This is a genomic window from Gammaproteobacteria bacterium (assembly GCA_003696665.1).
GTDB lineage: Bacteria > Pseudomonadota > Gammaproteobacteria > Enterobacterales.
Genome location: RFGJ01000139.1, coordinates 1 through 14,886 on the forward strand (window position 1 = coordinate 1; position 14,886 = coordinate 14,886).

General features: G+C 49.3%; 13 protein-coding genes. 2 read left to right on the plus strand and 11 right to left on the minus strand.

The window, feature by feature from the left end; genetic code table 11:
* The 4 genes from D6694_04345 to D6694_04360 all read right to left on the minus strand — a co-directional run.
* Positions 1-1,550 (minus strand): diguanylate cyclase (locus tag D6694_04345; protein RMH45713.1); only part of this gene is annotated, 1,550 nt, incomplete at its 3' end.
* 18 nt (positions 1,551-1,568) lie between these two features.
* Positions 1,569-2,888 carry a saccharopine dehydrogenase gene (locus D6694_04350; GenBank protein RMH45714.1) on the minus strand — a complete coding sequence of 440 codons (1,320 nt, stop codon included), beginning with the start codon at positions 2,886-2,888 and terminating at the stop codon, positions 1,569-1,571.
* A gap of 79 nt (positions 2,889-2,967) precedes the next feature.
* Complete coding sequence (locus D6694_04355; protein RMH45715.1) at positions 2,968-4,335, minus strand: TonB family protein; 1,368 nt, start codon at positions 4,333-4,335, stop codon at positions 2,968-2,970.
* Positions 4,336-4,436: 101 nt separating this feature from the next.
* The gene (locus D6694_04360) at positions 4,437-4,874 is read right to left on the minus strand and encodes a DUF4826 family protein (protein RMH45716.1); all 438 of its coding nucleotides are present in this window, start codon (positions 4,872-4,874) and stop codon (positions 4,437-4,439) included.
* Between the two features lie 264 nt (positions 4,875-5,138).
* On the opposite strand from D6694_04360, the gene D6694_04365 reads away from it, so the two are divergent.
* Both D6694_04365 and D6694_04370 read left to right on the plus strand, forming a co-directional pair.
* Positions 5,139-6,665: an aldehyde dehydrogenase family protein gene (locus D6694_04365; protein ID RMH45717.1), complete on the plus strand. Its 1,527-nt coding sequence runs from the start codon at positions 5,139-5,141 to the stop codon at positions 6,663-6,665.
* A gap of 41 nt (positions 6,666-6,706) precedes the next feature.
* The gene (locus D6694_04370; protein RMH45718.1) at positions 6,707-7,747 is read left to right on the plus strand and encodes a Glu/Leu/Phe/Val dehydrogenase; all 1,041 of its coding nucleotides are present in this window, start codon (positions 6,707-6,709) and stop codon (positions 7,745-7,747) included.
* A gap of 37 nt (positions 7,748-7,784) precedes the next feature.
* Here D6694_04370 and hutG read toward each other — a convergent pair whose 3' ends face one another.
* The 7 genes from hutG to D6694_04405 are packed head-to-tail and all read right to left on the minus strand — an operon-like array spanning position 7,785 to position 14,886.
* Positions 7,785-8,579 (minus strand): N-formylglutamate deformylase, encoded by a 795-nt coding sequence (gene hutG, locus D6694_04375; protein ID RMH45719.1) that lies wholly within the window; start codon positions 8,577-8,579, stop codon positions 7,785-7,787.
* A complete protein-coding gene (locus D6694_04380) occupies positions 8,563-9,558 on the minus strand; it encodes an SDR family NAD(P)-dependent oxidoreductase (protein ID RMH45720.1) in 996 nt (331 codons plus the stop codon). The genes hutG and D6694_04380 overlap by 17 nt, the downstream gene beginning before the upstream one ends.
* 10 nt (positions 9,559-9,568) lie before the next feature.
* Entirely contained in the window at positions 9,569-11,191 is a 1,623-nt protein-coding gene (locus D6694_04385) for a bifunctional sulfate adenylyltransferase/adenylylsulfate kinase (protein ID RMH45721.1), read from the minus strand.
* Positions 11,178-12,494 (minus strand): hypothetical protein, encoded by a 1,317-nt coding sequence (locus D6694_04390; GenBank protein RMH45722.1) that lies wholly within the window; start codon positions 12,492-12,494, stop codon positions 11,178-11,180. Before D6694_04390 ends, D6694_04385 begins: the two co-directional genes overlap by 14 nt.
* A gap of 6 nt (positions 12,495-12,500) precedes the next feature.
* Positions 12,501-13,775 (minus strand): nucleotide sugar dehydrogenase, encoded by a 1,275-nt coding sequence (locus D6694_04395; protein RMH45723.1) that lies wholly within the window; start codon positions 13,773-13,775, stop codon positions 12,501-12,503.
* 9 nt (positions 13,776-13,784) lie between these two features.
* Positions 13,785-14,294, minus strand: a complete 510-nt coding sequence (gene rfaH, locus D6694_04400; GenBank protein RMH45724.1) for a transcription/translation regulatory transformer protein RfaH — start codon at positions 14,292-14,294, stop codon at positions 13,785-13,787.
* Positions 14,295-14,301: 7 nt separating this feature from the next.
* A complete protein-coding gene (locus D6694_04405) occupies positions 14,302-14,886 on the minus strand; it encodes an ABC transporter substrate-binding protein (protein RMH45725.1) in 585 nt (194 codons plus the stop codon).

Consider the following 14,886-nt stretch of genomic DNA (forward strand, 5'->3'; position numbering starts at 1 on the left):
TTCAAATCCAGCGGCTGGCTCAATTTTCTCAAGATATTGTTTGCCACACGCTCGGCATTTTTAGCGCCGTAGATCGGCGACAGGATGATTGCGAATTCATCTCCCCCGAAACGCGATATGGTGTCACTACGGCGTACGCATCCTTTCAGTAATTCGGCGACCTTAATAAGCATCTTGTCGCCAACACTATGACCAAAGCTATCATTGATGTACTTAAATCGGTCAAGATCGATAAACAGCACCGCCAACATGCACTTATCTCTGGCTGCCCGTGAAATCCCCTGCCGCAGCCTATCCATAAAAAGTGTTCGATTGGGAAGTTTGGTCAGTAGGTCATAATTCGCCTGATAGCGAATGCGCTCTTCAGCCTGCTTTCGCTCGGTCATATCATGCGCGATAACAACGTAAACATCTGTTAGGCCTCTTGAGTTCTTCACCGCTGTCACAGACATCCATTCCAGATAGCGTGTGCCATCGCGCCGCCGTTTCCAAACTTCGCCTTGCCAGAAGCCTTCCTGCTCGGCAATCTTCCAAATCTTCTCCAAACGTTTGATGTCGCTCTGCCCTGCACCCAGCAGTGTTGCTTTTCGTCCCGTCACTTCGTCAGCAGAAAATCCAGTTGTCCGTACAAAGGCGGAATTCACCAACTTAATCCGTTTTTGTGCATCTACGATTGAGATAGCATCGTTGGAGGACTCAAAAACAACCGCACTTTGCCTAAGGTAGGTCTCGTGTATCTTTTGATCAGAAATATCACGAAACTGCCAAAGACGAATGTTGTCGTGGCCACCAAATACCATCAGCGTTTGTACCTGCACATAACACAAAAACCGACTTCCGTTATGGCGAAGTAGTTCTATCTCTGCCGTCACAACGTCACGGTCACTATGATGACCGTCCTGCAGGGGCCTTAATTGCATGACATTTTGTTCAAGTAGACTGTCAGCGAAATTCCTCAGGTCATACTTGTCTGGGATTCGGAAAAGTTTTCGAACTGCCTGGTTAGCGAGAAGAATTTGGCCATCTTTCTCCAGGATGACACCGTCACCAAGACGCTCAATAAGCTTCTGATACACGGAAAGCTGTGATTGAAAATGCTCCATCAAGCGTTCATTGGGACTATGGTCTATTAGCACCGCAATGTATTGGTGCCCATCATTCACTGAATCGAGAAGTGCGTACCAATGATTTGTCGAGGAGTGTTTTCGCCGTTTGCGTCCCCCTCGTATGGACAAATCAACGCAATAGAGCGGCGCTGCAGGATCAGCTAGATATGCTTGCAAAGACGCCCGTTCTTCTTGGCGAACAAATTCACCAAAATCGTGACCGACTAATGACCGAGATTGATTCAACAACTTGGTGCAGATTGCCGATGCGGCTGAAATACGACCGTTTTTTTGCAGGAGTAGCAATGGAAAATTGCTGGTGCGGACCCACGCTTCCAAGTCCTCGGTGGCATGGTCAACATCGCCTTTTCTTCGGCTTTTCCAAACAACAACAGCGAGGGTGATGCCCACACCTATCACTATGCCGAACAGCCAAATCAGCATTGATTCTCCTTCTGGCGCTTACCCTTTGTTCACAGCGTAGTTCAATTCCCGCAAAAAGACCGTTCTTGGGACGTCATTGACGGTGGTTTCCGTACACGCTAGACCAAGTTTAGCCAATTCTGGGAGAACTTGCTCATAAAATTCGTGACTGACCGGGATAACCGACCCTCTGGCTGTTAACTTATTTTGGCTCAACAAATCGATGGCGATGGCTGCTGGAAGCCCCACCGCCCTTGCCATGGCCGTGTCGCCGTAGGGCTCGCCGAAAGCTTTAAACAAGGAAAGGTGTTGGCGGTACTCGCCATTCGCCTGCTTAATGACAAATTTATGTACGAGCATCGCCATGTCTCGCTCACCGCCGGAATAAAACAATTTATTTTTCAACTGCGCACAAAACGCATCAATTGCTGAGCACTGTTCAAATCCATCCACCACGTCTGGTTCGTCAAACAGCCATGCCAGTCCTTGGCTAAGTTGCTTACGGAAATTAGGTATGCCTCGACTTTCGAAATATTTGCGCCAATCGGTGTGACCAATCGCTCCGTCATCCTCAAAGAGGCCATACTGATACGCTTCATTCATCAATTCCAGAAACCCGCGGTATCTCAATGTTCCTCGCAACAACGTTGGAATTCCGGTTAAACCGTAAACGTGTTCGTAGACTAAGGAATCTCGATTCGGGTACCCCTCGTACTCTTCATTGTCCGTTGTCCAAGTTGGCCAACGTGTGTTGACGAGTTGTCCTTCAGGCACCTCAATTTCTTGTTCTTCGATACGAAAGCGCGCCTTGTTCTTGAGTGCTAAAAGAACTCCTTTAGGTGCCCAAGAGAACTTGTACTTAAAAGGATTGTTGGCACAATCGGGATGTGGCAGTCCCGCGCCCCAAGACACAAAGGCTTCAATGGTCCCATTTTGCGCGTGGACTTCGTCGATAACTTTCATGGCTGACATGTGATCGATGCCTGGATCGAATCCCATTTCAGACAGAAACAAAAGCCCTTGACGACGTGCGTCAGCGTCAAGCCCACGTATGTGATCGCTCTGATAACTTGCCGTCACCAGGTGTCGTTTGTTTGCCAAACAAATGTCTGCCACTAGATCGTGAAAAGTGAACGGCACAAAACTTGCGACGATATCTACGTCCTTGATAAGACGTGCCAGATGACTGGCATCCGTAACATCCGCCTCAACGGCGCGAACGTTTGAATACGGCTGTGCTAAAGCAGTGGCTTCGGCCAAAATATGACTGGCCACCGTAAGGTCGTATCCTTTGCGTGCCAAATGATCCACGAGTGGCTTTGATACCATGCCGGCACCGAGCACAAGAACTTTATTCATAGCCCAATAATTCCTTACGACGTAACATCCGGTTATAAAAAAAGGACCTGATGGTCCGCATTATTCGTTGACGTGATGACTAGTTTAATGCGGGAGAAACAAACTCGACTCTCACCAGTAATTCGAATGACTCTTCAGGCAGTATTTGGGGCATCGCAGGCAAAGGGTCCGATTTTTCCACAGCACGAATCGCCGCTTTGTCTAACAAGCTAATGCCCGTGGACTCTTCAATCCGCGTGGATTGCACAGAGCCGTCACGCCCCACAAGCAACCATATCACTCCCTCTGACCGCATTTGCCCCTTCTCAAGCATCCGACGGTACTTGCGATTTCTCAGCATATCCTGAATAGGATAGGAAAGATGGCTCCTTATCGCTGCACGCAGCTTATCTTCATATTCGGAACGCGCTTTGACAATCTTCAATGCTTTCAGGCGCGCAGCCTCTTGCTTTTTACGCTCTTCTTCCAACTTTTTACGCTCTGCTTCTGCTTGCGCCAATGCTAGCCGCACAGCTTCTTCAGTCGCCTTGTCTTTTTTGTCGTTGGTATTATTACGCTGCTCACCCTTCTCTTTCGCCACTTCTTTTTTCTTTGAATTCTTGGCTTGTTTACCAACACCAACATTTTTGACTTTCGATGACTGAGCTTCCGCCCCTTCTTTTTTAGCTGCCTTTGCTACTTTCTTTTCAGACGTAGTTTGATCTGCTCGTTTTTCTTTGCTTTTCACTTTGGGCGAACGCTTTGCCAAGGCCCTGGCACGCTCGGCGGCGATTTCCTCCGACCAAGCCTTAGCGGCCTTGATCCGTTTGTCGCTGGGCGACAATGACAGAAACTCTTCCTGTAGCTTAAGCTGCGTTTTACTATCGTTTCCGCCCATGATGCCAATCTTAAAAGCGCTGCTAGGAGGGCGAGGGCCAATCCACGTGTTCAAAATAAGGCTATATAGGGCGCCACTGCTAAAACGACCAATGCGATATCCATTGACGTAGACGAGCGTGCCTTCTCCGGGAAGGTAATCAATATCAATCGTGTCGCCTGTTGTTAAATTATGCTTTTTGAACAAATTGGCGAAGGCCAAAACATCCCGCACCTGAGGTTGCCAGATCGATTTGTCGTTATTAATGGTAATAGCATCCTTCCAGTATTGATTTAAGCGGCGACCTGATACCCGCTTCGCCACGATGCGAATTTCCATCCGCTTTGGGCCAGTATAAGAAGCAATACCATCCGCACTCCGAATAGGGCGAGGCAAATAAAGTGCTCCGATATAAAAATCATCTGACAGCTGTTTGGCCTTTCCAAGGCCATTGAGCATCAATACACTGCCGTCTTTTAGAACAGCCGTCTTGATATCATCGGCCGAGGCAGCGAACACTGCGCTTGACATGAAAAAGCATGCCATTGCAGTTACGTGTAGCAATGTCTTTACCAAGCGTTTTCCAGTCATAATTGACGTACCTTAAGTGTGCACAACTCTTTTTATTGAGTTTTGATCATTATCTTCGACAATGTAACCATTAACGTCCGATCCGCGCAAGCCATAAACAATCACATGTCACCCCACAGACTATCGTCGCGATACAACTCATATAAAGACTCGGCTTTAGTGATCAGGGTATTGATGATTTTTTCTTGCGCTTCTCTATCAAGCAAACCATGCTGATCAGCCTCGAGTTGCTGGCGAAGTCGCTCGGCTTTCAATTGCCACGCCAAAGAAAAATACTGGAGTACTTCTCTGGCATTCGTCGCAACCGATGCATCCGCATGGTCCATCATCACTTTTCCACCAATAATCCAAACGCTTTGTGGTGTCTTGCCTGCCAGTTTCACCTTCCAAACGGCGAGCACTGGCGGCAAGACGCGACTGTTCTGTTTATCGAATTCAGCCACTGACAGTTGGTTGCGTTGACAATAACGCAACGCTTCTGCGTATTGTTGTTGATTCCATCGCTTGGCATCTTCAGCCGAGCGTATTTCCTCAGACATTCACATTCTCCCCAATGATTTGAAATATGGGTCCCCAGGGACAACCTAAATTCATGCGAACGTTGTAAACCAATCCGGCCACGAGTTCAACATCTGCGAAACGTTAATGCACAAGTCGCCAGTTAGACCCAGGTCAAATAAGCGTCTTTTTGACGTTGGTCAGACTTGGCATCAGTGGCCTACGGTGGTATTGTTGCGCCCAAAATTTATGTTTGGCCGACTTGCCAACGAATTGACAATACTTCAAGAAAACGGGTGTAACCTATGGATTTTTTAAGCGAACTCGGCATTAAAGACGTTAACTTCGGTACCAATTTTGGCGCTGGAGATCGCTGGGTCGAAGCCACCGACCGGCCTCTCATTCACTCGGTCAATCCTGCCACAGGCGAGCGGATTGCCAGCGTCTATGCAAGCAACGAGGAAGATTATGAGCGGGTGATGCAAGCGGCACGAGAAGCGGCCGACTGGTGGCGCATGGTGCCTGCCCCTAAACGCGGTGAACTTGTCCGTCTAATGGGTGAGGAATTGCGTCGTTACAAGGATGCCCTAGGCAGCCTTGTGACGCTTGAGATGGGAAAAATTAAGGCGGAAGGCGATGGAGAAGTTCAAGAGATGATTGACATGGCCGACTTTGCCGTTGGCCAGTCACGAATGCTGTATGGCAAGACCATGCATTCTGAACGCCCGGAGCACCGTATGTATGAGCAGTGGCATCCGCTGGGTGTCTGCGGCGTGATGTCTGCGTTTAACTTTCCTGTGGCCGTCTGGTCATGGAATGCTTTCATTGCAGCCATTTGCGGTAACATTACAGTATGGAAGCCAAGTCCCAAAACGCCACTGACTGCGATTGCCGTGCAACACATATGCAATCGCGCTATGGAACGCGCCGGATATCCGGGCATTTTCCACTTGTTCATCGATACTGCCGAAAACAAGCTGGCGCATCGGTTTATCGAAGATAAGCGTGTCGACAAACTAAGTTTCACCGGCTCCTCAGAAGTTGGACGGATGGTTGGCGTTAAGGTCGCTGAAAGAATGGGCAAATCCCTTCTGGAGCTTTCTGGTAACAATGCAGTGATAGTGGACACGACTGCTGATCTCAATATCGCCATGCCAGCCATTGTCTTTGGCGCCGTTGGCACCGCTGGGCAGCGTTGTACAACGACGCGGCGCCTGATTGTGCATAACAGCATTATTGATGATGTCTGTCGTCAGCTTGTCGATGCTTACAAACAGGTGAGGATTGGTGATCCGCTGGATCCCAAGACACTTATGGGCCCTCTCATCGACGAGACTGCTGTCAAAAATTATGAGCAGGCCATTGAAAAGGCGCTACAAGAAGGCGGTCAATTGCTCTACGGCGGCAAGAGAATTGATGGCCCGGGTCATTTTGTCGAGCCAACTATCATCCGTGCAGAGAATCATTTTGAGGCGGTCCAAAAAGAAACTTTCGCCCCTATTTTGTACGTGATGGGCTTTGAAACCATTGATGAGGCCATAGCCAAACAAAATGACGCCGCGCATGGCCTCAGCTCGGCGATTTTCACCAATGACATTCGTCACGCCGAGAAATTCTTGTCGGCTGCTGGCAGTGATTGCGGCATTGCCAACGTTAATATCGGCACATCTGGCGCCGAAATTGGTGGTGCGTTTGGTGGCGAGAAACTCACAGGTGGCGGCCGTGAAGCAGGCTCCGATGCTTGGAAGGCATATATGCGTCGCCAAACGAACACGATTTTCTGGGGCGAAAAGCCGACGCTGGCACAAGGCATTAAGTTTGAATTGAATTGATAACCGGCGCCACTGCTGCGCCCTAATACGAGGAGAGATCTATGGCTGTGTTCAATCTGAGAGCCTACGATGATCACGAACAAATCGTTTTTTGCAGCGACCCTGATTCCGGGCTTAAGGCCATTATCTGTATTCACAACACCAACTTGGGGCCAGCCGTCGGCGGTTGCCGCATGTGGGAATATAACACTGACGAAGGTGCCTTGGTGGATGCGCTGAGGCTTTCAAGAGGGATGTCGTATAAAAATGCCATGGCCGGCTTGGCAATGGGTGGTGGCAAATCTGTCATCATTGGCAATCCTAAAACCATGAAGTCTGAAGCGCTTTTCCGCGCGTTTGGTCGATTTGTAGAGAGCCTTGGCGGCAAATATATCACGGCGGAAGATGTTGGCATCACGCCAGACGACATGGCTATCGTCAACAAAGAGACGCGTCACGTTCTCGGACTTGAAGGAAAAAGTGGTGACCCGTCACCTGTGACAGCTTATGGCGTTTATCGAGGGATGCAAGCGGCCGTCAAGCATCGGCTAGGTCGCGATAGCCTCGAAGGCATTCGTGTTGCCGTGCAAGGTGTTGGTCATGTTGGGTATTATCTGTGCCGTCACTTGGCTGAAGAAGGCGCACAACTGGTCGTATGCGATATCAATAAAGAATCCGTCGACCGTGTGGTCAATGAGTTTGGGGCCACACCTGTTGACGTGAACGACATTTATGCACAGGATGTAGACGTTTATGCGCCTTGTGCACTTGGTGCCACAATTAACGATGACACCATTCCCCGCCTAAAAGCATCGATTGTGGCTGGTGCCGCCAATAACCAATTGGCCGAGGATCGTCACGGTGAGGTGCTCAAGCGGCGTGGCATTCTTTACGCCCCTGATTATGTGATCAACGCTGGGGGCATCATCAATGTATCGTTCGAAGAGAACTACGACAGGGAAAAGGCATTACGAAAAGTTGACGAAATTTATAATACTTTGATGCAAATATTTGAAACGTCAGATAAAACTGGTCGTCCAACCAATTTTATCGCAGACGAACTCGCACGTGAGCGTATTGCAGCGGCCAAAAAATCGAGTTAACTGCCAAAGTACGCCCGTGCACGATAACAAAGCCCGCTTAGCGGGCTTTGTTATTTGCCCACTCAATCACTTTGCCAATCACAGCTTCAAGTATCGGCTGGACGCGTTTGGCTTTATGTCCGTTCCATTGAATCTCGGATTCATCTAGGTATGTCCGCCACGAAAGTTCAAGTTGTACCGCATGTATGTTTTGCTCTGGCTTCCCATAGTGCCTTGTAATATAGCCACCTTTAAAACGCCCGTTAAACACCGTAGAAAACTCGCTGGTCGGAACTGAGGCGATGGCTGTTAATAAGCTGCGCTCACAACTTTGGCCATCATTATTGCCAAAATTGAGATCAGGCAGACGTCCCTCAAAAAATCTTGGCACCTCCGAGGCTATGGAGTGGGCTTCAAATAGCACGGCAACCCCAAATTTCGACCGGATTTCCGCAAGAGTGTCCGACAATGCCTGATGGTACGGTTGCCAATAGGCGTTAATACGCGCTTGCCGCTCTGCGGCGTCAGGTTCCTGGTTTGGTAGATACAAAGGTTTTTTTCGAAAACTGTCCAAGGGAACCAGGCCGGTTGTGTCCATACCCGGATACAACGGAGCGTCATCGACCGGTCGGTTTAAATCGATCACATAGCGGGAATAGAACGGTCGAATCATGTAACAGCCGAGATATTGCGCAAATTGATAAAGCCGTGAGACATACCAATCCGTATCGCGAGAACTTCTCCCCTCCTCCGTCATATGGCTCGCAATTGATTCGGGTATTTGAAATCCGTCATGCGGCATCGATATCAGTACAGGATTCGAACCCAATATAAGTTCATAAATCTGACTCATTGCGTCTCCTCCAACGCTGAATACAGCTCTGCACCTCGTCCTTTTCAGGGTATACTTCCGCCGGCACCGGCTCGCTCACCCAAGGTGTTATGACATCGAAATGCCCAATGCGTATCGGTGACTCAAAAGCCCAGTGCAGTCGTTCTGACAGTTTCTCGCCCTGCCTTAATTTTTGTAGCGCAACGTGTTTGGCTTGAATATTTAGTTGCCGACAACAGTCTTGAAAGAATTGCCATAATGCTCCGACTGAGCGCTCAACAGCAGTTGGCGAAAGTAAAATGCCTTTTTGGGGCTGTGCGACCCATGACAAAACAGTACTTGCTACAACATCGGGATGCACATACCAGCGCCGAGCGTTTGGGTCGGTTATCACGCATTGGCCAGGATTTTCTGCCCAAAGACGCAAAACGCTGCCTCGACTTGCAAGCACATTGCAAAGTCTCAGCACTGCGACATTGGCCTCAGTGGCGCGCATGTATTCAACGACCAGTTGCTCCGAAGCCCACTTGCTCAAACCGAGCCAGCTTACGGGCTCGACCGATTTGTCTGTCGAGATGTGCAGAATGTTTGGAACACCATGTTGCGCGCATGCGTTCAACAGTTTTTCTGTCGATATGACGTTATTGCGCCACGCCGCGGCTGGTTGAGATTCAAGAAATGGCACATCTTTGTATGCCGCACAATGGATCACCCACTGACAGCCTTCAAGATAAGCACGCCACCTTTCGGTACTGTGCACATCAGCAAGCACCGGCTCAATACCTTCAAGAGTTTGTGTCAGCCGATAAAGCCGTTGTTCATCCCAGTCAAGTGCAACCACTTCCAAACCGACTTTGCATAACGAGCGTGCCAATAGACACCCGATGCTGCCAGCCGCGCCAGTGATTAACACGCGCCCAGGAACTGATACAGACGCGCGTCGAGTCTCTGGAAACCACCCCCTGGATTGTTCAACTACCAACGCAAGCAACTCTTGCATACTAACTCGCTCAGGCTGAAATGTATCCTTCTGATTCAAGGTGCAAAATGATTCTTTGCACCGACTCCAAAACCGTCTCTTGTGACGTATCAATACTCAGCTCAGGCGACTCCGGCGCTTCGTACGGATCATCGATGCCGGTAAATTGCTTAATAAGGCCAGCGCGAGCTTTTGCATATAATCCTTTAGGGTCCCTCGCCTCACACACTTCAAGCGGGGTTGAAACATAGACTTCGACAAAACCGCCATACTCGGAGACCATCTTTCGAACAGCACGACGTGTTTCACGATAAGGGGCGATGGGTGCACAAATCGCAACTCCCCCCGCTTTGGTGATCTCTGCGGCGACAAAGCCAATGCGACGAATGTTGAGATCACGATGTGCTTTTGAAAAGCCGAGTTCACTAGAAAGGTTCTGACGAACAATATCTCCGTCCAAAAGCGTTACACTCCTTCCGCCAATCTCCAGCAATTTCTGCATCAGTGCATTGGCCAGTGTCGATTTCCCTGCCCCGGAAAGGCCGGTAAAAAAGACTGTATAACCTTGCCTGGCTCTCGGCCGAATTGTTCGCCGCAATTCTTTCACCACCTCCGGATAGGAGAACCATTCCGGGATTGGCAAGTCATTTTGTAGACGACGGCGAAACTCAGTGCCTGAGATGGACTCTATTTGATCGTCTTCAGTCACTTCGTCCACAGGCCGATATTCCGCTCGACTGCTGACATACACCATCTCCCTGAAGGGAACCATCTCGATCTCAATTTCGTCGGCATACTTTTGGACAAGATTTTGCGCATCGTATGGACCATAAAAAGGCCTACCGGCTGTGTCTTTTCCTGGTCCGGCATGATCTCGTCCTACAATGAAGTGTGTGCACCCGTAATTCTTGCGAATCATTGCATGCCAAAGCGCTTCGCGGGGCCCTGCCATACGCATTGCGAGTGGAAGAAGCGACAACATCGTGGTCTGTTCTGGAAAACGCTTTAACACTGCCTCGTAGCACCTCACTCGGCAAAAATGGTCAATGTCGCCAGGCTTTGTCATGCCAACGACTGGATGGATTAGTAAATTAGCGTTGGCTTTTGCTGCAGCTCGCTGGGTCAATGCAACGTGCGCTCGGTGCATGGGATTGCGTGTTTGAAAGGCCACAATACGCTTCCAGCCGCGTTCAGCAAACATGGCTTTTAAAGCATCTGGCGAATGTCGATGCTCTACGAAATCATAATGGCGAATTGGCTTTAACGCTTTGAGCTTCCCGCCAACATAGATTGGAAATGACTGATGGAACAGATAATGGACACCAGGATGCGTTTTATCAATTGTGCCGTACACTGCTTCCGCTTCATGTTTGAGCTCCGGTTGCCAAACATCTGATACTTGGAGCTCTGCCACTGGAATCCCTTCGCCATCTTTGAGAATCATAATGTCACCACATTCCGGCGCAACATCCTCAGAGACGTCAAGCACAATTGGGATTGGCCAGAGCGCACCAGTGGCCAGCCTCATCTCATTCAATATGCTTTCATAGTCCTGCTGGCCGACGAATCCGTCTAACGGTGAGAAACCACCATTAAGAATCAGTTCTACGTCGCACAATTGACGTTTAGTTAGGGTCCACTCAATCTTTTTCATGATTTAGCTCATTGAATTTATCGAATAACGCAAAAAAATCTTCTTCTCGACAAAATGACAGCTCACCGGATGGCACACTCGCAAGAATCTCTTGGGCCAACCTTTTACCTTCCTCAACGCCAGGTTGAGTGAAGGGATCAAGCCCCCATATCGCTGCCAATAACAACGTTCGATATTCCATGAAGGCCATTAAGGTGCCGAGCGCTTTTGGGGAGTACTCCTTTAAGAAAAACAATCGTGCGCAATGCCTTTGATTCGCCTTACCGCGCTTAAGCAAATAATAATGTAGGAATGCATGTAGCGTTTCCATCCCTTGATTAGGCAATACTTGAGCCTGAGATGCGCTCGGCCAGACAAAGAACTCCGATATTACAGGCTGAGTCCCTTGGTAAATGAACTGAAAAAAGGAATGCTGTGCATTTGGACCAATGTCCCCCCAAACCACAGGCGCCGTCGGGCGGCTATCAGTTGTTTTACCAAGCCCTTCCATTACCAATTGCTGCCAATAATCCGGCAATCCCTTTAACAAAGTTGTCGCTGGCAACACTGCCCAAGCGCGCATGTCTTCCTCAGCAATGCGAAAGCAATCGAGTGCTGAGATTTGCTCAAGTGCTTGCTTGACCGGATTGCTTCCAGAAGCATGCATTGCGTTATCGACTAATCGAGCACCATCGACGAGTTGACGATAGAAGTCGGCCCCCAAAGTGGCAATCACTGGTATTGCCACTGGGCTCCAAAAGGAATACCGCCCGCTCAAAGCCTCTGGGATGATCATAATCTGATCAGGAGCGAATCCTTTATGAGCGGCCTGAGCTGGATCTGCCGTCACGACAAAATGATCAAAGGCGATGTTCCTCTGAGTTAATACTTCCGTGACATAGCGCCAGTTCACTATGGTATCCAGAGTACGCAAACTTTTTGATATGACGACAACGACTGGCGGATTATCGGCGCGAACGGATTTTAACGCTTCTGCGGCATCCGCCCCATCAAGCGATGCAATAAAACGAATTTCGCGGCGAGGATGGTGCGGAAAAGCATCAAGCACCATCATTGAGGCAATAATTGAGCCGCCAATGCCGATGATCCAGAGTGGTCGCTTTTGTGCATACCCTAAAATCTTCTGGATAGTCGCGTTTGACAGCCAATCAAGGTTATCGCGCGCCTTCTTGAGCGCTTGCGACATTTCAAGTGCCATCTTCAACTGCCCAGCCGCAATACCCACGGTGTTCGTCTGTGGCATTTCCCCGAGCCATAGCGAAAAAGGACAGTCGACGCTATTTAAAAGCGGTGTACCGATCATCTAGGATCACAGCCTCAAATCGGCAGCATCACGTGGCAAGACGTATTTCAAGTCGTACACTAGCCCATCCGGAGCAAGGCAGTGACGAAGTTGCTCAACTGACAAGCTTCGATATTGGGCATGCCCGACAGCGAGCACTATCGCGTGGTATTTATTGGCCGACCAATCATCTATCAGTGTCACACCAAGTTCGTCCTTAGCCACAGCTTTATCTGCCCACGGGTCATGAACATCAACCTTCATATGGTACTTTTCTAGTGTCCGCACCAAATCAATGACCTTGGTGTTTCGCAGATCTGGGCAATTCTCTTTGAATGTCAGCCCCAAGACCAAAACCGCAGCGCCTTTGACCACCAGTCCTCGTGAGGCCATAGTCAAAACAAGCCGTTGGGCAACATAATTCGCCATGCCATCATTAAGACGCCGGGCAGCCATGAGAATGTCTGGGTGATAGTCAAGCATTTGCGCCTTGTGAGACAAATAATACGGATCCACGCCGATACAATGCCCACCAACCAATCCGGGGCGGAATGGCAAAAAATTCCACTTGGTCCCGGCCGCTTCCAATACTTCTTCCGTATCAATGCCCATCTTGTTAAAAATGAGGGCGAATTCGTTTATCAGGGCGATATTCACATCACGCTGTGTGTTTTCAATGATTTTCGCTGCCTCAGCCACTTTGATGGACGAAACTTTGTGTGTCCCGGCCCGAATAATCTCTCGATACAAAGCATCTACTTTTTCAGCCACTTCTGGCGTCGAACCAGAAGTCACCTTGCAAATGTCAGGGAGCTTGCGTTTAGGGTCCCCCGGATTCACACGCTCTGGCGAATAGCCGACGAAAAAGTCTTGATTGAACCGGAGCCCCGATACTTCTTCCAGTACAGGGACGCAATCCTCTTCCGTCGCGCCCGGATATACAGTGGACTCATAAATGACTAAGTCACCTTTTTTGAGATACCTTCCAACCAGCCTACTTGCCTGTTTCAAGGGACCAAGATCAGGGCGCTTATGCACATCAATTGGCGTAGGGACTGTGACAATAAAAATCGTGCAATTCGCAAGGCTATCCGGATCATCCGTAATCATTAACTGCTTGGCCTCGCGCAATAAGTCGCTCGACACCTCACCTGTGTGATCATGAAAAGCCTGCAACTCTCGGACGCGTTTAGCATTGATGTCGTAACCAATGGTCGGACGATGCATCCCAAAATAAGTTGCCAGCGGCAGACCAACGTAGCCGAGGCCAATGATTGCAATGACTTCATTTGTGTTTTTCATGCCAATCTCTTAATCCGGTTTTTCCAGTTCGTCAAACGATGATTCAATTTTATGGGTGCGACCAAGCAATTCGATGAGCACAATACAACGCTTCTCGCCATCTGTTTCGGCAAGGATCCCTTCGATGTCAGCGAATTGGCCCGCACGTAAACGTACGCGGTCACCAGCTTTTGGTAAATTACTTAAACGCTCGGAAGTCTGTTTGTCGCCTAGTCGCAAACGTATTTCGTCGATGAGCGCCTCCGGCACGCGCGCCGGCACCCCGCCAAAACGAACAAAATCTGCCACGCCTCGTGTTGAACGGACACTCGTCCAATTATCCTGGGTGCCTAACTCGATAAATAGATAGCGAGGGAACAAGGCTTCGGTGACTTCAACGACCTTGCCTCGACGTTTTTTTCGAACCTGAATGGTCGGATAATAGATGTGATAGCCCTGGCGCGTTAAATGTTCAACGGCACGTGTTTCTTGTCTAGGACGCGAATGCAGTACATACCAGGAACTTGCCGAATCATTCATGCCGATGCTAACCACTTACATCACCAAGCGCTTTTTGATTCTTCTTTTCCGATATCGCAAGTAGCGAGTCAATGCCCTTGGTTCTAATAACAGCGAGATTTTCACCACGTTTATGCAATACCAGGCTAATGCCTGCCACTCGGATATCTGCAATTTTCCACTGCTGATCCCGTCTTTTCACCAAGAAGAAGTCCAGGTCCACCGTTTTATGGCCAGAAATCTCGATGTGACTGCGCACCCAACAACGTTGGGCAGAAACGCATTCTGGCGACTTTTCAAGGGTTGGTAGTGTTCCGTCATAATACTTCATGGCAATCATAAAATAACGCAATATCGTCTGTTGCCAAATACGTTGCCAATGGGCCTGTTGCGATGGTGTCATATCGCGCCACGCTGAACCAACCACGGCTCTCGCCATCTTATCAAGCGCCCAATATTTGAAGACGCGCTCCTCAAAAAATTTGCGTAGCTTCACCGGATCGCCAAACTGCGCCTGCTTGCTCTGGAACTCATCATGCAGGCTGTGCATAACCTCTTCCAACCACCGCACTGGAGCTGACTCGCTCGTAACGGCCTGTGCGTTTGAGACCAA